This window comes from Pseudoxanthomonas sp. P4_B2 (assembly GCF_056402315.1).
Map to the genome: position 1 here is coordinate 351954 of NZ_JBFUHQ010000002.1, position 18240 is coordinate 370193.

Consider the following 18240-nt stretch of genomic DNA (forward strand, 5'->3'; position numbering starts at 1 on the left):
TGGCGGATTAGTTCTATCTATTCCCGGTGCCGTAGCTCTTCACTCCCCACGCGATCGTGCAATTTGAGGTCGTGCCCCTACAGATTGCCAACGCAGATTCTTCCGATTCGCCAAGAAAATATTTGCCGCTATCGCCCTGGGAAACGACCCCGTCTCCATTCGCCCATGAGCCCAATATCAGGCACTTGGCCTTTATTTTTTTCTCCTTGAGGCCCTTCTTGCAGGTTTCGAGCGCAACTTTCCTGGCCTGATCCTCGCCGTATTGGTCCCAGGACGCGAAAAGTTCTGAACCCACACTGCTGTACGCGATGGTTGCCCAGAAGTCTCTGGTTCTCTCTGCAACCCAGTAGTCCCAATCGCTCGCCCTGTCCGCAGGCACGCATATATTGCCGTTCCGGTCCGATATTTCCGACTCGTCTTGCTCGTCATGGACGATCACATATCCGTCTGGGCAATGCGGGCTCGGCTGTCCGTCCTGCGCTTGAGCGAGACGCGGGAAAAAGCTGGCTACGGCCAACGCGGAAAATAAAATCCATTTCATGTCGTGCACTTCCTTTGCTGATGTCGCCACGCGGCTCGCCCGGGTCCTACTTGGCGTCCTGAAACGTCGGCGTGGCCAGGATTCTGCTTTGTCCGCCTTCAGTAATCAACACGATCCGGCCAGCAACGACGTAATTGTGAGTAGGGCGGGCATTGCCCGCCGGCTCTTTTGCTCCCCGAAGCGCGGCGAGCAATGTTCGCTCCATTCGGAGTGGGCATCGATCAAGCCGCAACCAGCAAATAGCGCTGGCGGTCGCATCCGCTCGTGCCGAAAATCGATAGCTGCGTAGGAGCGACGTGAGTCGCGACTGAAAAGACTAGATGTTTCGCGGCATCAATGGACAACGCATGTCCAGTCGCGACTCACGTCGCTCCTGCGTTTCGTTTCATCAAGCCACGCGACTACGTCGCGCACGAGTCAGGTGCACAAGCAACAACGAAATCGCCGCAGGCGTCATGCCGGGAATGCGTTGCGCCTGACCGATGGTCTGCGGCTGCACCCGCTCCAGCTTCTGCAGCACCTCGAAAGACAGGCCACGCACGCCGACGTAATCGAAACCGGCGGGAATGGCGGTGTCCTCATTGCGCTGCTGGCGCTCGATCTCTTCGCGCTGGCGGTCCAGGTAGCCGGAGTACTTCACGCCGATCTCCACTTGTTCGGCGACCTTGGCATCTTCCACGCCTGGGCCGATCGAAGGCACCGAAACCAGCTTGGCGTAATCCAGTTCCGGGCGCTTGATCATGTCCAGCACGGTGGTTTCGCGGCTGACCGCGATGCCTAGCGTCGCTTCGACCTCGCGACCGAGTGCATTTCCCGGCGTTACCCAGACCGCGCGCAGGCGCTCGTTCTCGCGTTCGATGGCCTCGCGCTTGGTATCGAACTTCTGCCAGCGCGCTTCATCGACCAGACCCAGGCCGCGGCCGATTTCGGTCAGACGCAGGTCCGCATTGTCTTCACGTAACTGCAGACGGTATTCCGCACGCGAAGTGAACATGCGGTACGGCTCTTTGGTGCCGTGGGTGATCAAATCGTCGATGAGTACGCCGATGTAGGCCTCGTCGCGACGCGGGCACCACGCCTCCTTCTGTTGCACCAGGCGCGCGGCATTGAGCCCGGCGATCAACCCCTGCGCGGCGGCTTCCTCGTAACCGGTAGTACCGTTGATCTGTCCGGCGAAGAACAGGCCGGCGACGGCCTTCGTCTCCAGCGAGGATTTCAAACCGCGCGGATCGAAAAAGTCGTATTCGATGGCGTAGCCCGGCCGGGTGATGTGCGCGTGCTCCATACCGCGGATGCTGCGCACCAGCTCCAATTGCACGTCGAACGGCAGCGAGGTGGAAATGCCGTTGGGGTAGATCTCGGCGACCTCGAGGCCTTCTGGCTCGACGAAGATCTGGTGCGAAGCCTTCTCGGCGAAGCGTACGACCTTGTCCTCGATGGAGGGGCAGTAGCGCGGGCCGATGCCTTCGATCTGGCCGCTGTACAGCGGCGAACGGTGCAGCGCGTTGCGGATAATTTCGTGGGTGCGTTCGCTGGTGTGAGTGATCCAGCACGAGACCTGACGCGGATGCTGCGAGGCATCGCCGACGAAGGACATCACCGGCAGCGGATTGTCGCCGGGCTGCTCCTCCATTACCGAATAGTCGAGCGAGCGACCATCGATGCGCGGCGGCGTACCGGTCTTCAGGCGATCGACGACGAACAAGCCTTCGCGCAGCTTGTGCGCTAGCGCCGTGGCGGGCGGGTCGCCGGCGCGACCGGCGGCGTACTGGGTTTCGCCGACGTGGATCTTGCCGGCCAGGAAGGTGCCCGCGGTCAGCACCACCGACGGTGCATCGAAACACAGACCAGTCTGGGTAATGGCCCCGCGCACGCGGTTGTTATCGATCACCAGGTCGTCGACCGCGGCCTGGAAGATCGTCAGGTTGGGTTGCGCTTCGACGATGCGGCGGATGGCGCTGCGATAGAGCGAGCGATCGGCCTGGCAACGCGTCGCGCGTACCGCCGGACCCTTCGAGGCGTTGAGCGTGCGCCACTGGATGCCGGCCAGATCCGCGGCGTGCGCCATGACCCCGCCCAGCGCGTCGATTTCCTTGACCAGATGACCCTTGCCGATGCCGCCGATGGCCGGATTGCAGCTCATCGCGCCCACGGTTTCCACGTTGTGGGTGAGCAACAGGGTGCGCGCACCGGCGCGCGCGGACGCCAAGGCGGCTTCGGTGCCGGCGTGGCCGCCGCCGATGACGATGACGTCGTAGTGGTGGAAGGAAGCGTTCATGGGCTCAGTTTGGCACTGCGGCTCCGGACGACCTAATGCGGCCGCGCGAGGGCGGAAAAGTTGGCACGGTTTCTGCGATATCCCTCTTGCACCCGTCGTGGCAAGCGACCAGGGGCGCAGGCTGGTAATTGGAACAGGGGCCAGCCATGTGCACTGCGGGGGAGCGCCGGGGCCGGTAGTCGGGGGACTACCGGCCCCATTTTATTTGCATCCAGCGGCCAATCCAACAAAAAGCCCGGCATGGCCGGGCTTTTGCGTGAGCGCCGACGTCCGGCAGGGCCGGAACAGGGGGGATCCAGATTTCCCCACCGGACGTCGACATAGAGGCTTGTCATTCCAATCACGTCAATAAGCGACGCAACCGGTCAACCGGTCATGACAAGCCTGCGGCGTTGGGGCAACCCGTGGCAACGATCAGGGTTCTTCGGTTCTTGTCCTTACCCTTTCGCGACGCTCGGCGCGCGGGGCGGACTCGGTGCGCTCGATCGGCCGCGATCTTTCCATCGGGCGCGGTTGCGAAGGATTCGACATTCGCGGGGGCCGGTCGCCACCCTCCGGCCGTACCCGCATACCAGGGTAGCGGCCACCTTCGTTGCGGACCTGGGGCTGGCTGGGGACCTGGGGAATACCGTTGCGCGGTGGAATCATCACCTGGCCCGAATCCTGGTAGCGACCGTCGGGACGGCGCCAAGGAGGCGGACGCCCGCCCTCGCTCGGTGGCCGGTCGTCGTCGTCGTCCGGGCGCGGGTGATGCGGACGGTAGGGGTGGTAGGGATAGTAACCGCCGGGGTAATAACCGCCGTAGTAGCCATAGTTGTACGGGGAGTACCCATAACCATAGCCGCCGCCGTAGCCGTAGCCGTACGAACCGTATCCATACGAGCCGTAGCCGTAGCTTCCGCCGTAGGGTCCGTAGTACTCCACCGAAGGCCGTCCATAGTAATAGCCACCGGGTGCGCTGCCGCCGGCATAGTCGTAAGTCGCGCAGCCGCTAAGCGCGGCGGTGGCGAAGAGTGCGGTCAACAGACGCAGTTTCATGGTGTACCCCCGGTTCATATAGGCAGAATCTGCCCGCCGCATTGAATCGGTGCTTAATTCGGCCGGCTATCGCTAGATACACTGGGTTCCATTCATATGCTCGACCGGCGCGATCGCCCCTCGCCTCTCAGTGGGTCCGAGAGCGATGGGGTAATACGCTAATCTTTCGCGTATGCCCGATTCCCTGCCTTGCTTCGACGACGTTCTGGCCGCCGCCGCTCGTATTTCCCCCCATGCTTACGTCACACCGGTGCTGCGCTCGCGCTCGCTGGATGCGCTCGCGTCGGCGCAGCTGCACTTCAAGGCCGAGCATTTGCAGCGCGTGGGTGCGTTCAAGTTCCGGGGCGCATGCAATGCGGTATGGGCGCTTTCCGAGGCAGAGGCGCGCGCAGGCGTGGTCACTCATTCCTCCGGCAATCATGGCGCCGCACTAGCGTTGGCCGCCCAAACCCGTGGCATCTCCTGCCACGTGGTGGTGCCGGACGGCGCGGTGGCCGCCAAGCTGGCCTCGATCAGACGCTATGGCGCGATCGTGCACACCTGCGCGGCCAACATCGCCGCGCGCGAAGAGAAGTGCCTGCAGGTGCAGCGCGAAACCGGCGCGGTCCTGGTCCATCCCTACACCAACCCGCGGGTAATCGCCGGCCAAGGCACGGCGGCGCTGGAATTGCTCAATGCCGTAGAAGCGCTGGAAGTGCTGGTGGTGCCGGTAGGCGGCGGCGGTCTGGCCTCTGGCACCGCGATCGCAGCGGCCGCGCTGTTGCCGGATTGCCGGGTGGTGCTGGCCGAACCGGAAGGCGCCGCCGACACCGCGCGTTCCTTGTCCGCCGGTGAGCGCCTCGCCGATTTCGTTCCCGACACCATTTGCGACGGCCTGCGCGCCGCCGTGGGACAGCCGAATTTCGAACTGCTGCGGCGACACGCAGTGGAAGTGCTGACGGTGCGCGATACCGACACGCTGCAAGCGATGCGTCTGCTCTGGCAGACCACCAAACAACTGGTGGAACCCTCCTCGGCCATCGCTCTGGCGGCGGTGCTGCAATACCCAACGCGCTTCGCTGGACGGCGGGTCGGCGTGGTGCTGTCCGGGGGCAACGTCGACCTGGACGCGCTGCCCTGGAGTGACGCGTGAGCCGGCGTCGAGATCGCAAGCGGCGTGGGGTGCTGGGCTGGGCCTGGCGTCTATTGCTGTTGTTGGTGCTTTGGCTGGTGGGGGTGGCGTCTTACATCGTTTGGGTCGGCGAACGCGACCAGGCCGCGCCCGCCGATGTGATCATCGTCCTGGGCGCCGCCGCTTACGACCGGAATCCTTCGCCCGTGTTCAAGGAACGGATACGCCACGGCATCGATCTGTATCAGCGCGGCCTGGCCAAGCAGCTCATCTTCACCGGTGGTTTCGGCAACGGCGCCCGCTTCTCCGAATCGCAGGTGGCGCGCAGCTACGCCCTTAAACGGGGTGTGCCGCCGCAAGCGATCCTGATCGAAACCGAATCGCGCACCACTCGGCAGAACCTGCAGCAGGCGGCGGCGCTGATGAAGACGCACAATTTCAAGCGCGCCCTCATCGTCAGCGATCCGCTGCACATGGCGCGCGCGCTGCGGCTGGCACGGGCAATGGGCATCGACGCGCTGGGGTCGTCCACGCCCACCAGCCGCTTCCGCAGCTTCGAGACGCGCAAACGCTTCCTGCTGCAGGAGGTGTATTTCTTCCACCGCGATCTGTTCGTGGAATCCCGATAGTCCGCGAACTCCGTAGGCATGCCGTCATTGGGTGTCGGCGCTATGATGAATCGCCGTTTACGCGTCCAGGGGGGATCCCGTCCATGAAAATCGATGGCAATCGCAAGCAGGATCGCGCCACCGAACTGGTGCTGACCTACTACGCGGCCTTCAACCGCGGCGACTGGGACGGCATGCTTACGCTGTTGACCGAGGATGTGGTGCACGACCTCAATCAGGGCGGGCGCGAATTTGGGCGCGATGCTTTCGCGGTGTTTCTGGCCCGCATGAATTCCAGCTACCGCGAACAACTGCGCGACATCATCGTGCTGGCCACGATCGACGGTGACCGCGCTGCGGCCGAGTACGTGGTGCATGGCGAATACCACAGCACCGACGAGGGCCTACCGCCCGCCAATGGGCAGAAGTACGTGCTACCCGGCGGCGCCTTTTTTGAGATCCGCGAAGATCGCATTGCGCGGGTGACCAACTACTACAACCTGCCGGACTGGATCGCGCAGGTTTCGGCCTGATCCTTCAGCCTTGTAGAGCCGAGCTTGCTCGGCTGCTTTTAAACGACCAGCAAGAGCAGCCGAGCAAGCTCGGCTCTACAAGAGCGGCGCGCCTTCACTCGCGCCGACGGATCGGTATCGCCGACAGCGGTACCGCGGCGATTTCCTCGCCCTGCCCGCGGATCGGCGCTCCCGGCGGCGGCGCCCAGGCATGGGCGTAGATCACTTCCCAGGTGCTCGGTAGTTTTCCGTCTTCGCGGCGGAAGGCGTCGTAGGCCGCGCTGGCCGCGGCGAAGCGCGAACGGCCCGTCAGCGTATGCCTGCGCGACTGCAAGGCATTGGTCGCACCCATTGCGCGCAGCTCGCGCATCAGCGCGGGCAGATCGTCGTAGGTCAGGGTGAAGCGATCGCGGTCCAGCACCGGGTCGCGGAAGCCGGACATCAGCAGCGCATCGCCGAACTGGGCGATGGGTGGAAAACGGCTGACATGCGGCGCCGCATCGGCTTCGGCGAAGGCGTCGCGCAATTCGATCAGCGTTTCCGGTCCGAAGGTGGAGCACAGCAGCAGGCCGTCGGGTTTGAGCACGCGCCGGAACCCGGCGAACACCGCTGGCAGGTCTTCCACCCACTGCAGGCACAGGTTGCTGAACAGCACATCGACACTGCCGTCGGCGAGCGGCAGCGCGCGCGCGTCGGCGCACACCCGCGCGAAAGGTTTCCACCAGCCCGCGTGCTTCTTCGCCTCACGCAGCATCGGTAAGGCCAGGTCCAGCGCCAACACTTGCGCGCGCGGCCAACGCTTGCGCATCGCCGCGGCCGCATGCGCCGGACCGCTGCCTACATCCAGCACCACCTGCGGCGTGCGTTCGCCCAAGTAGTCCAGCGATTCGAGCAGGCGCTTTTCGACTTCGTGCTGCAGAGCGGCGGACGCGTCGTAACTGGAAGCGGAACGCGAAAAGGCGCGGCGGATCTGGCGGTGGTCGAAAGGAGTGCTCATTGAGGGGATTCTGATGCAATCTCGAATGCAAATCGTAGGAGCGACGTGAGTCGCGAATAGACGCTATTCACGCGAGCCTAGTTCGCGACTCACGTCGCTCCTACGGGGGAAGGGTCGTCATGAAGTCGCGCACTTCATCGGCAACTTGATCGGCGTGACCCAGGAAGGGCGCATGCCCGCCGCCAGCGATGTCCACGTGGCGACTGTCCGGCGTCAGCGCGGCGGCGGCCTGCATGGCGCTTGGAGATACCAGGCGATCTCGATGTCCTGAGATCCACAGACTGGGAATCGACAATGCCGGTAACGACCCGCGCAGATCGCTTTGCTCCAACAAGACGAGGCCCTGCTGCAACGCGCGCGGCGACGGTTCGCCACGGGCGTAGAGCTTTTCCTTCAGCGTGCGAAGCTCGGCACGCGCGTGTTCCGAGCCTATGGTATCCAGAGCCAGGAACCGTTCCAGCGTGCCTCTGTAGTCCTGCTGAAGATCCTTGCCGAATTGCTCGAACACCGAAGCTTCCACCGCATACTGCCAATCCTGGCCACGCACGAATCGCGGCGTGACCGCGATCAGCGCCAGTGCGCGCACCTGCGGAGAGACCGAGGCGGCGTGCAAGGCGAACAGCCCCCCCAACGACCAGGCCAGCCAGACCGCAGGCGGCGTATGCGCCAGGATTTCGGCAACGGCGGCTTCGAGCGTCAGCGGGGTCTGGTCTTCGCTGCTGTAACCATGTCCGGGCAGGTCCACCAGGTGCATGCGGAAGCGATCGGACAAACGATCGACCAGCGGCGCGAACACGCCGCCATGTAATCCCCAACCGTGCACCAACACCAGCGGCGGGCCATCGCCCACGATTTCTATATGCAACGCCATCGCCCATGCCTACCGAGAATCAGGCGGCGCCGCGCACGCGTTGGATGGCGTCGCGCGAACGCGCCAGCACTTCGACCATGGCATCCACTTCGGCCGGCATGTGCAAGGCGGACAGCGTCACCCGCAAGCGCGCCTTGCCTTCGGGCACGGTGGGCGGACGGATGGCGGTGACCAGATAGCCCGCGTTCTCGAGCGCGGACGACAGGGCGACCGCACTGGCATCGTCGCCGCACATGACCGGTTGGATCGGCGAATCGGAGGGCAACAGCTCAAGTCCATAGCGTTGCGCGCCGGTCCGGAAACGGCCGACCAACCCCTGCAGTTTCTCGCGCCGCCATTGATCGCGGCGCGCATGCTTGACCGCCACCAGCGTGGCCGCGGCCTGCGCCGGCGGCAGTGCCGTGGTGTAGATGTAGGGACGCGCGGTTTCGTACAGGTGCTGGATGAGGACGTCGTCGCCCACCACCACCGCGCCATAACCGCCCAGCGCCTTGCCCAGGGTAACCAACTGCAGCGGCACTTCGGTCATGCCGAGATTGGCTTCGGCCACGCTGCCGCGCCCTTCCGGCCCACGCACGCCGACGCCATGCGCGTCGTCCACGTACAACAAGGCCTGTTGCATGCGCGCGACCAGGGTCAGCGCGCGCAGCGGCGCCACATCGCCGTCCATGCTGAAGACGCCGTCGGTGGCCAGCATCGCCGCGCCTTCGGGCGCATGCTTGAGTTGCCGCAGCGCACCTTCGGCATCGGCATGCGGATAGCGCCGCAGCCTGCACCCTGCCAGCAGCGACGCATCCAGCAAGCTGGCGTGATTGAGCCGGTCCTGCACGCAGACATCGCCGTCTTCCTGCAGCAAGGCCTGTTGCACGGCCAGATTGGCCAGGAATCCGCTGCCGAACAGCAACCCGCGCGAGTAGCCCAGCCACTGCGCGATTTCGCGCTCCAGGGTTTCGTGCGCGGCGTGATGGCCGCTGACCAGATGCGAAGCGCCCGCGCCAACGCCATCGCGTGCGGCGCCATCCTGCAGCGCGCTGACCACTTCGAACTGTTGCGACAGGCCCAGATAGTCGTTGCTGCAGAACTCGGTCAGCCAGCGGCCGTCGACCTCCACGCGCACGCCGTCGCGGCGGGTGATGGTACGGCGCACGCGCACCCGACCCTGGGCGATGCGCAGTTTGCGCAAAGAGTGGACACGTTCGCGCAGGTCGGGCCGCATGGGTTTAGGCGGCGCGTCCGCAGGCGTGGTCAGCGTTGTTGTTGAAGGTGGTTTCGACGATATCGGCATGCACGGTTCCCCCTGGCGCTGGCATGGCTGGCTCCACCGGCATGGGCCGCAGACCGAGGCGCGCGAACAGCGCCTGGTCGCGTTCCACGTCCGGGTTGCCGGTGGTCAACAGTTTTTCCCCGTAGAAGATCGAATTGGCGCCGGCGGCGAAGCACAGCGCCTGCAGCTCGTCGCTCATGGATTCGCGACCAGCCGACAATCTGACCATAGAGTGAGGCATGGTGATGCGCGCGATTGCGATGGTGCGCACGAATTCGAAGGGATCCAGTTCGGCGGTACCGTGCAGCGGCGTGCCTTCCACCTGGACCAAGCGGTTGATCGGCACCGAATCCGGATGCGCCGGCAGGTTGGCCAGCGCCAACAGCAGGCCGGCGCGCTGGGCTCGCGATTCGCCCATGCCGACGATGCCGCCGCAGCAGGTCTTCATGCCGGCATCGCGGACGTGTTCCAGCGTGTCCAGGCGATCCTGGTATTCGCGGGTATGGATGATCTCGCCGTAGAAGTCCGGCGCGGTGTCCAGGTTGTGGTTGTAGTAATCCAGCCCGGCCGACTTCAGCGCATCGGCCTGCGGGGCGCTGAGCATGCCCAGGGTGGCGCAGGTTTCCAGCCCCAGCGCCTTCACTTCGCGGATCATGGCCGCGACCTTGGGGATGTCGCGGTCCTTAGGCGAACGCCAGGCCGCGCCCATGCAGAAGCGCGAGGCGCCGGCGGCCTTGGCCTGTCTGGCCTTTTCCAGCACCGCCTCGGTGCTCATCAGCTTCTGCGCATCGACGCCGGTGTGGTAGCGCTGGGCCTGCGGACAGTAGGCGCAGTCTTCCGGGCAGCCGCCGGTCTTGACCGACAGCAGGGTGGACACCTGGACCTCGGCCGGGTCGAAGTGCTGCCGGTGCACGCTGGCGGCGCGGTGCAGCAGTTCCGGAAACGGCAGGTCGAACAGGGCCAGCAATTCGGCGGCTTGCCAGTCGTGGCGGAGAGGGCTCGTGGCGAGATTGGCGGGAGCGGACATCAGGGCCTCGCGGCGTTAAAGTCCTGGCAGTCTGAAAACCGGAAGCAAGGCTGTCAACCGCATGGATGCTTTAAAAGTTGACGAGTGGCTGCGCAAGGCCACCCGCGTGGTCTTCGCGCCGCGCTGTCTGCTGTGCGGCGAAGGCGGCGTGGACGGTCGGGATCTGTGCCGGGCCTGCACCGAGGCCCTGCCCTGGAATCGAAGCGCCTGCTTGCGCTGCGCCTTGCCACTGCACGCTCCAGGCACCTGTGGCGCCTGCCTGCAGCGTCCGCCGCCACTGGCCGAAACCCATGCTGTGTTCGTGTATGGGTTTCCGCTGGACCGGCTGGTGCCCCGCTTCAAGTTCCATAACGATCTGGCCGCGGGACGATTGCTGTCCGAGCTCATGCTCGAAGGCGTCTCCGGGCTGCCCAAGCCTTCGGCATTGGTGCCCGTGCCGCTGCACGACGCCCGTTTGCGCCAGCGCGGCTACGACCAGGCGCTGGAACTTGCCAAACCCCTGGCCCGTGCATTGCAGGTTCCTCTGTTGTCGGAGGTGCTGATCCGCACCCGCGCCACCGCGCCGCAATCCGAATTGGATGCCGCTGCCCGCCAGCGCAACCTGCGCCGCGCGTTCGAAGTCCGTGCCGACGCGGCGTTACCGGATCACGTGGCGCTGGTCGACGATGTGATGACCACGGGCGCAACGCTGGAAGCGGCGGCAAAGCGTTTGCGGCGCGCAGGCGTGGCGCGCGTGGATGCGTGGGTTTGCGCGCGGGTGCCTTAACTCGCGCCGCAGGCGGGGATTGTCAACTTCGAGAGCTCAGCCATACGCCTCCGCCAGCAAAAGCGAAGGTTGCAGTGCAGGAGCCGCCGCTTCGGCCAGAGCCGCTCCAATCAGGATTACGCCCGGACTGCCCAATCCGGCGTGGCGGGCGTCGGCGGCCAATCGGCCCAGGGTCGTTAGCAGGCGCGCCTCCTCCGGCTGGCTGGCCGCCTGCACCACCGCGGCCGGCGTATGCGCTGGCAGATGCATCAACAAAGCTGCGCTGAGCGATTCCAGCCGGTCCATTCCCATGTAGATCGCCAACGTGGTGCCGGTGGCGGCCAAGGCCGCCCAGTCCGGCTCGCTGTGATCCTGCGCATGGGCGGTGACGAAGGTGACGCCGCGGCAGTGATCGCGATGGGTCAGGGAAACGCCCAAGGCCGCTGCGGCGGCGAAACCGGAACTGATGCCGTTGACGATGACCACTTCGATGCCGGACTTTCGCAGGAAGCCGATTTCCTCGCCGGCGCGGCCGAACAACAGCGCATCGCCGCCCTTGACGCGGACCACGTGCGCGCCGCGTTGCGCGTAGCGGCGCATCAACCGGCAGATGAACGCCTGCGGGGTGGAGCGGCAACCGCCGCGCTTGCCCACGCGAATCACCCGCGCCAGGGGCGCCAGCGACACGATCTGCGGATCGACCAGGTCGTCCAGCATCAGCACGTCCGCGGTCGCCAGCGTTCTGGCCGCTTTTATCGTCAGCAATTCCAGATCGCCCGGCCCGGCCGACACCAGACTGACCTTGCCGCCGCGCGGGTCGGCATTCGCGGCGTCGTGATTCGTATTCATTAGTTCGATACTCCGAAAAGATCGTCGCCATACGCGGGTAGGTCGGGGCTACGCCCCCGACGCACGGAAGCCCTCCCGCTGCGCACGTCGGGGACGCAACCCCGACCTACCCGCTGTTCAAAAAAAGTGGTCACTGAATCAGGCCTCCCTGCGTGGACGCGACCGCATTGCCCGTTTCGCGGCACATGCGCATCAGCTGCGGCACGCAGGAACCGCAGATGCTGCCGCAACCCAGGCGTTTTTTCAGTTCGTCCACATCGGCGCCTTGGGCGATCGCGGCGCGGATGGAGGATTCTTTGACCTGCATGCACTGGCAGACCAGCGCATCGCGCGCTGCGCTTGCCAGCCGCTGGGTGAACACCGCCAGCCGCGAGCCGGTCCACGCCGTGCCGGCCAGCGCGATGTCCAATAGCGCCTCGCTGGCTGGGTCGCGCTGGCCGCCGGCCAACAGCATTCCTTCGATTCGATCGTTATGCGCGTCGCTGCCCCAGCCGACTCGTTTGAGTAGGCCGCGTCGCGCGTCGCGGTACTCCAGCACGTGTTCGCCGGGTTGCAGTTGCAACACCTCGGCCAGACGCTGCAACCACTGTGGCGGTGCGGTTTCGGCCGCGGCGCGCAACACCAGCCAGGCCTGTCCCGAGTCCGGATCGGCATCGGCGCGCAGGGTGAGGGAAGCGAACGCGCATTCGCGCAGCAGCGGCTGCACCGCGATTTGCAGCGCGAGCGCATCGCCACGCCGTGCGGCCAGCAGATTCCAAGCGAAAGTCGCTTTCTCCACCCGCACCGCCGCGTGCTTGAGTTCTGGCTGGAACGATTTGGGATCGACCGCGCCGTTGCTGACTTCATTGATGCCGCCGCTGGCCAGGAACTGTCCGCTCCAATGCATCGCCGCGAACACCGTGCCCGAACCCACTTCATCGGACACCGCCAGCGGCAGCAGCAGTTCGCCGCGCTTGTTGGTCACGCGCACCAGATCGCCGGCGCTCAAGCCGCGGCGGGTGGCGTCATCGGGATGCATGCTCAGCGTCGGCTCCGGCGCGTGCGCGAACAATCCCGGCGCACGGCCGCTGCGGCTCATGCCATGCCATTGGTCGCGCAGGCGGCCGGTCAGCAGACGCAGCGGAAAACGCGCCGAAATCGGCTCGGCTACCGGCTTGTAAGCGGTGGCGTGAAAACGCGCACGACCATTAGTGGTGGCGAACACGCCGTCGCCGTAGCGCCGCGCTTGACCTTCGCTCGCGCCCGTTGGAAACGGCCACTGCTGCGGACCTTGGGTTTCCAGCAACGCATAGTCCAGGCCGCCGATGTCGAGATCGCGTCCCACGGTCAGGCGGCGATGTTCGTCGAATACCGCTTCGGTATCGGCGAACTCGAAGAGCGGCGCCGCACCCGGCGGCGCCAGTCGCGCTTCGATGCGTCGCGCTACTTCATTGGCGATCCACCAGTCCGCCCTCGCCTCGCCCGGCGCGGGCAGCGCGGCGCGCACTCGCGAGATGCGGCGTTCGGAATTGGTCACCGTGCCTTCCTTCTCGCCCCAGCTGGTCGCTGGCAGCAGCACGTCTGCGTAGGGCACGGTATCGGTGTTGAGGAAGGCCTCCTGCACCACCACGAACTCGGCCTTGCCCAGCGCCTCGCGCACCAGATTGATATCGGGCATCGAGTGCACCGGGTTGGTACAGGCGATCCATACCGCTTTGACTTTGCCGCTGCGCAAAGCGTCGAATAACGCGACCGCCGGCAGGCCGGGGCGATCGGACAGGACCTGCGCAGGTAGCTTCCACAGGCGTTCGAGTTCGGCGCGATGCTCGGGATCGGCGATCTCGCGGTGCGCCGCCAGCATGGTCGCCATGCCGCCCACTTCGCGCCCACCCATCGCATTGGGCTGTCCGGTCAGCGAGAACGGCCCGGCTCCGGGTTTACCGATCTGCGCGGTGGCCAGATGCAGCTGGATCAACGCCAGGTTCTTGTCGGTACCGTGACTGGATTGGTTGAGGCCCATGCAGTACAGCGACAGCGCGGCCGGACTGCGGCCGAACCATTCGGCGGCCTGGACGATGTCTTCGGCCGGCACGCCGCACAGATCGGCGACGAAACGCGGCGTGTATTCGCGCAGCATCTGCTTCAGCGGTTGGAAGCCTTCGGTGTGCGCGTCGATGTAATCGGGGTCGATCAGACCTTCCCAGATCAGGTGATGGAGCATGCCGTTGAACAAGGCCACGTCGGTGCCCGGCTGCAGTGCTAGGTGCAGGTCGGCCATGGCGGCGGTATCGGTGCGGCGCGGATCGATCACGATCCACTTGGTTTCCGGATGCGCTTCGCGCGCCGCTTCCAAGCGGCGGAACAGCACTGGATGCGCATAGGCCATGTTGCTGCCGGCAAACAGCACGGTGCGCGCCTGTTCCAGATCGTCGTAGCAGGTCGGCGGACCGTCGGCGCCCAGCGCCAGCTTGTAGCCGGAAACCGTGCTGGACATGCACAGACGCGAATTGGTGTCGATGTTGTTGGTGCCGATCAGGCCTTTGGCCAACTTGTTGAAGACGTAGTAGTCCTCGGTCAGCAACTGCCCGGACAGATAGAACGCCACCGCATCAGGACCGTGCTCGGCGACGATGCTGGCGAAGCGCTCGGCCACTGTGTCCAACGCCACGCCCCAGTCCACGTCGCGGCGGACATCGCCACGCAGGCGGCGCAGTTGCGGCGCCAGCGCGCGGCCGGTGGTCTCGCGCGTGGTCTGCGGCAGATTGAGACCCTTGGTGCACAGGCGGCCAAAGTTGGCCGGATGCTCCGGATCGCCGGCGATGCCGGTGATTCGACTGCCGCGCGTATCGTGTTCGGCATCGATCAGCACGCCGCAACCGACTCCGCAATAGCAGCAGGTGGAACGCGTGCGCGTGCGCCGCAGGGCTGCGGCAGGCGAAGACGACGTGGGTGTGCGCGTATCGCCGTCCATCGTCTGCTTCAGGTCACGCCGCGAGGCGGCTTCGGATCGAATGAATCGTCTGGCGCCAACCCAGCGATATCCAGAGTCATGAACACGCTATTGGGGTCTGCCGTGTAGTTGCCGAAAGGCAGGCACGAAGTGAAACCAAAGGAGGCGTACAAGCGCCGCGCGGCCTCGAAGAATTCCATTGACCCCGTTTCCAGGCTCAGTCTTGAGTAGCCGCGGGTGGTGGCTTCTTGAATAAGGTGTTGCAGCATTTTCGATGCCACCCCTCGCCGCAGGTGGGAGCTGGCGGTGCGCATGGATTTGATCTCGGCGTGCACGTCCGTCATGTGCTTGAGCGCGCCGAATCCAGCCAGCGCCGGACCGTCCCAAATGCTCCAGAAAGTGATGCCGGGGTCGCGCAGGCCAGCCAGATCCAAGGCATGGCGACTTTCCGCCGGGGCGGTGTGCTCCATCGAGCCGAGGTGCTCCTGCAGCAACGCAAGAACCTCCTGACCTTTCAGATCGTCGATCCGAATATCAAGGCCACTTTCCATTGGCACCGCAGTGGCCGACGACGAGGCATTGCAATCTATACCAGGGCTGGCGTGGATTTCAGTGGGCCTGAGTCCCGGCGAAAGCCACACCACGCCGTCCTCCACCCGCACCGGATAAGTCGTCACGCAGCCCACGTCCGGCGCGCGCGCCTCGCCGCTATCCAGGCTCAGATTCCAGCTGTGCAACGGACAGGTCACCGTTTCCCCAGCGACGATGCCCTGCGACAGCGGCCCGCCCTTGTGCGGACAACGATCGCGCAAAGCGAACACGTTGCCGCTGGCGGTACGGAACAGGGCGATGTTGTCGCCACCGTCCCTTTCCAACACGCGCGCACCGAGCGCCGGGATGTCGTCGAGCCTGCACACTTCTACCCAGCCGGATGCGGCTGCACTTGAGGCAGGCGTGCTTGAAATGGGTATGGTCGATGCGGACATATTCGATGCAGACACGGGCTCAGGCCTCCACCGGGTCGGCCAGCATTTTCAACTTGAGCGGCTGGAACTCATGCCGCTGCGCGCCGGCGATGCGCGCCGCCCACGGATCGGACAGCCCTTCCAGCGCGAACAACAGGCGTTCGTGCAGCGCCTTGCGGTTGTCGGCATCGTCGACCACGCGCTGGCGGATGTAATCCAGCCCGACCCGCGCGATGTAATGCACGGTGCGGTCCAGGTAATAAGCTTCCTCGCGATACAGCTGCAGGAAGGCGCCGGTGTATTCGCGTACCTCGTCGCTGGTTTTCACCTTGACCAGGAACTGCGCCACTTCGGTCTTGATGCCGCCGTTGCCGCCGACATGGATTTCCCAACCCGAATCCACCGCGATGATGCCTACGTCCTTGATGCCGGATTCGGCGCAATTGCGCGGGCAGCCGGACACCGCCAGCTTGACCTTATGCGGACTCCACATGTTGGCCAGCATGGTTTCCAGATCGATGCCCATCTGCGTGCTGTTCTGTGTGCCGAAGCGGCAGAACTCACTGCCTACGCAGGTCTTCACCGTGCGGATGGATTTGCCGTAGGCGTGCCCGGACTGCATGCCCAGGTCCTTCCACACCTCCACCAGGTCTTCTTTCTTGATTCCCAGAAGATCGATGCGCTGACCGCCGGTGACCTTGAGCATCGGCACCGCGTACTTGTCGGCGACATCGGCGATGCGGCGCAACTCGGAGGCATTGGTCACCCCGCCTTTCATCTGCGGAATCACCGAGAAAGTGCCGTCCTTCTGGATGTTGGCGTGCGCGCGTTCGTTGATGAAGCGGGACTGCGGATCGTCCACCGCTTCGCGCGGCCAGGTCGAGAGCAGGTAATAGTTGATCGCCGGACGACAGGTGGCGCAGCCGTTGGGCGTGCGCCATTCAAGGAAGTCGTATGCCTCGCGATGGGTCAGCAGGTGATGTTCGCGGATCGCTTTACGCACTTCGCCGTGCGCATAGCTGGTGCATTCGCACACCGCCTTGGTTTTTGGTGTTTGCTGAAAGCTCGATCCCAGCGTATTCATCAGGATCTGCTCGACCAGACCGGTGCACGAGCCGCACGAACTGGAGGCCTTGGTGTGTTTCTTCACCTCGTCCAGGGTGAACAGACCGCTGCCGGTGATCGCCTTGACGATGGTGCCCTTGCACACCCCGTTGCAGCCGCAGACTTCGTCGCTGTCCTGCATGCTGATCGCCCGGTTATGGCCGGAATGACCGGCATCGCCGATCGCGCTTTCGCCGAACATCAGCTGGTCGCGCAGGTCGTCGATCTTGCGACCGTCCTTGAGCAGCTTGAAGTACCAACCGCCGTCGGCGGTGTCGCCGTAAAGGCAGGCGCCGACCAGTTTTTCGTCCTGGATCACCAGCTTCTTGTAGACGCCGCCAGCCGGGTCGGACAGCACGATTTCCTCGGTGCCTTCGCCGCCCATGAAATTGCCGGCGGAAAACAGATCGATACCGGTGACCTTGAGCTTGGTAGAAGACACCGAACCCTGGTAGATACCGATGCCGTAGTGGGCCAAATGATTGGCGCAGATCTTGGCCTGCTCGAACAACGGCGCCACCAGTCCGTAGGCGATGCCGCGGTGGCTGGCGCATTCGCCCACCGCGTACACGCGCGGGTCGTAGGTCTGCAGACCATCGCTGACCACGATGCCGCGATTGCAGTACAGCCCCGCCTCCTGCGCCAATTGCGTATTGGGACGAATGCCGGCGGCCATCACCACCAGATCGGCCGGCAGCTCGCTGCCGTCGGAAAAGCGCACTCCCGCCACTTCGCCGGCGGCGTTGCCGAGGATCTCGGTGGTGGAAGTGTTGAGGCGGAACGCCAGCCCGCGTTCGCGCAGCGATTTCTCCAGCAGCCCTGCGGCGACCGGATCAAGCTGGCGTTCCAACAGCCAGCCTGCCAGATGCACCACGGTCACTTCCATGCCGCGCAACTTCAAACCGTTGGCGGCCTCCAAACCCAGGAGGCCGCCGCCGATCACCACCGCATGGCGCTTGACCTTGGCCGTGTCGATCATGGTCTGGGTATCGAAGATGTCGCGGTAGCTGATGACGCCCTTCAGATCCTTCCCTGGCACTGGCAGGATCAGCGGCAATGAACCGGTCGCCAGCAACAGGCGGTCGTATTCGGCTTCGGTGCCGTCGCCGGCGATCACCTTGCGGTGCACGCGGTCGATACGGATGACCTCCTTGCCCAGGTGCAGCCGGATGCCGTTTTCGGCGTACCAGTCCAGCGAGTTGAGCACGATGTGTTCGAACTCCTGCTCGCCGGCCAGCACCGGCGAGAGCAGGATGCGGTTGTAGTTAGGATGCGGTTCGGCGCCGAAGACGGTGACGTCGTACATGTCCGGCACCAGCTTGAACAACTCCTCCAGCGTGCGGATGCCGGCCATGCCGTTGCCGACGACGACGAGTCTGGGCTTTTTCATCGGTGCTCCCA

Annotated in this window: 15 protein-coding genes and 1 pseudogene; 4 read left to right on the plus strand and 12 right to left on the minus strand. The window is 64.8% G+C overall.

The features are described 5' to 3' along the window. Window positions 1-13: 13 nt before the first annotated feature. From AC1DTQ_RS06075 to AC1DTQ_RS06085, 3 genes are all read right to left on the minus strand, one after another. On the minus strand, window positions 14-541 hold the full coding sequence (locus tag AC1DTQ_RS06075) for a DUF4189 domain-containing protein (RefSeq protein ID WP_477848630.1): 528 nt from the start codon (window positions 539-541) through the stop codon (window positions 14-16). Window positions 542-929: 388 nt separating this feature from the next. Continuing rightward, window positions 930-2819, minus strand: a complete 1890-nt coding sequence (gene mnmG, locus AC1DTQ_RS06080) for a tRNA uridine-5-carboxymethylaminomethyl(34) synthesis enzyme MnmG (protein ID WP_477848631.1) — start codon at window positions 2817-2819, stop codon at window positions 930-932. A gap of 414 nt (window positions 2820-3233) precedes the next feature. Next, window positions 3234-3857 (minus strand): hypothetical protein, encoded by a 624-nt coding sequence (locus AC1DTQ_RS06085; protein ID WP_477848632.1) that lies wholly within the window; start codon window positions 3855-3857, stop codon window positions 3234-3236. Window positions 3858-4029: 172 nt separating this feature from the next. On the opposite strand from AC1DTQ_RS06085, the gene AC1DTQ_RS06090 reads away from it, so the two are divergent. From AC1DTQ_RS06090 to AC1DTQ_RS06100, 3 genes are all read left to right on the plus strand, one after another. Next, complete coding sequence (locus tag AC1DTQ_RS06090; RefSeq protein ID WP_477848633.1) at window positions 4030-4989, plus strand: pyridoxal-phosphate dependent enzyme; 960 nt, start codon at window positions 4030-4032, stop codon at window positions 4987-4989. Next, entirely contained in the window at window positions 4986-5597 is a 612-nt protein-coding gene (locus AC1DTQ_RS06095; RefSeq protein ID WP_477848634.1) for a YdcF family protein, read from the plus strand. Before AC1DTQ_RS06090 ends, AC1DTQ_RS06095 begins: the two co-directional genes overlap by 4 nt. Window positions 5598-5680: 83 nt before the next feature. Then, window positions 5681-6109, plus strand: a complete 429-nt coding sequence (locus tag AC1DTQ_RS06100; protein ID WP_477848635.1) for a ketosteroid isomerase-related protein — start codon at window positions 5681-5683, stop codon at window positions 6107-6109. A 94-nt stretch (window positions 6110-6203) separates the two neighbouring features. On the opposite strand, the gene bioC is transcribed toward AC1DTQ_RS06100, so the two are convergent. From bioC to bioB, 4 genes are all read right to left on the minus strand, one after another. Continuing rightward, the gene (gene bioC / locus AC1DTQ_RS06105; RefSeq protein WP_477848636.1) at window positions 6204-7085 is read right to left on the minus strand and encodes a malonyl-ACP O-methyltransferase BioC; all 882 of its coding nucleotides are present in this window, start codon (window positions 7083-7085) and stop codon (window positions 6204-6206) included. A gap of 100 nt (window positions 7086-7185) precedes the next feature. Beyond that, entirely contained in the window at window positions 7186-7950 is a 765-nt protein-coding gene (bioH, locus tag AC1DTQ_RS06110; RefSeq protein WP_477849138.1) for a pimeloyl-ACP methyl ester esterase BioH, read from the minus strand. Between the two features lie 25 nt (window positions 7951-7975). Continuing rightward, entirely contained in the window at window positions 7976-9172 is a 1197-nt protein-coding gene (gene bioF / locus AC1DTQ_RS06115) for an 8-amino-7-oxononanoate synthase (protein WP_477848637.1), read from the minus strand. Between the two features lie 4 nt (window positions 9173-9176). Then, window positions 9177-10247, minus strand: a complete 1071-nt coding sequence (gene bioB / locus AC1DTQ_RS06120) for a biotin synthase BioB (protein WP_477848638.1) — start codon at window positions 10245-10247, stop codon at window positions 9177-9179. 61 nt (window positions 10248-10308) lie between these two features. Here bioB and AC1DTQ_RS06125 point away from each other — a divergent pair, with 61 nt between their 5' ends. After that, the gene (locus AC1DTQ_RS06125; RefSeq protein WP_477848639.1) at window positions 10309-11013 is read left to right on the plus strand and encodes a ComF family protein; all 705 of its coding nucleotides are present in this window, start codon (window positions 10309-10311) and stop codon (window positions 11011-11013) included. A gap of 36 nt (window positions 11014-11049) precedes the next feature. Here the strand turns inward: AC1DTQ_RS06125 and cobA are convergent, their stop codons facing one another. The 5 genes and pseudogenes from cobA to nirB all read right to left on the minus strand — a co-directional run bounded on the left by cobA (window position 11050) and on the right by nirB (window position 18229). Beyond that, a complete protein-coding gene (gene cobA / locus AC1DTQ_RS06130) occupies window positions 11050-11841 on the minus strand; it encodes a uroporphyrinogen-III C-methyltransferase (RefSeq protein ID WP_477848640.1) in 792 nt (263 codons plus the stop codon). Window positions 11842-11971: 130 nt separating this feature from the next. Then, window positions 11972-14791 carry a nitrate reductase gene (locus tag AC1DTQ_RS06135; RefSeq protein ID WP_477848641.1) on the minus strand — a complete coding sequence of 940 codons (2820 nt, stop codon included), beginning with the start codon at window positions 14789-14791 and terminating at the stop codon, window positions 11972-11974. An 8-nt stretch (window positions 14792-14799) separates the two neighbouring features. Further along, window positions 14800-15321: a GNAT family N-acetyltransferase gene (locus tag AC1DTQ_RS06140; protein WP_477849139.1), complete on the minus strand. Its 522-nt coding sequence runs from the start codon at window positions 15319-15321 to the stop codon at window positions 14800-14802. A gap of 36 nt (window positions 15322-15357) precedes the next feature. Beyond that, window positions 15358-15756, minus strand: a pseudogene (gene nirD / locus AC1DTQ_RS06145) (nitrite reductase small subunit NirD); the annotation flags it as partial. Window positions 15757-15775: 19 nt separating this feature from the next. Beyond that, entirely contained in the window at window positions 15776-18229 is a 2454-nt protein-coding gene (nirB, locus tag AC1DTQ_RS06150; RefSeq protein WP_477848642.1) for a nitrite reductase large subunit NirB, read from the minus strand. Window positions 18230-18240 lie beyond the last annotated feature (11 nt).